Raw genomic sequence first — 314 nt, forward strand, 5'->3', positions numbered from 1 at the left:
TGTCCAGTTTTATGGGTACACATCATTTTTAAGTAGCTTCTTTTTTATTTTTTTGATTTTATTTTTTTCTTTAAATCTTTTATCAATTATTATATTGTACAATCAAAAAAGTAATAAAGAGAATTTTCACTCATATAAAATATTTCATAAAAAAAATAAATATCTTTGAAAAAAAGTATATATAAAAAAATAAATAATAGTAAAATAGTCTAGTTTTAAAAAATATCTGCGGAGAAAAAGTTTTGAAAATATTTAGATAAAAAAGGATTAATTAACTTTCAAAGCTCTAAATAATAAATATTTTATTATAAATG

Source organism: Gemelliphila asaccharolytica, assembly GCF_001553005.1.
GTDB lineage: Bacteria > Bacillota > Bacilli > Staphylococcales > Gemellaceae > Gemelliphila > Gemelliphila asaccharolytica.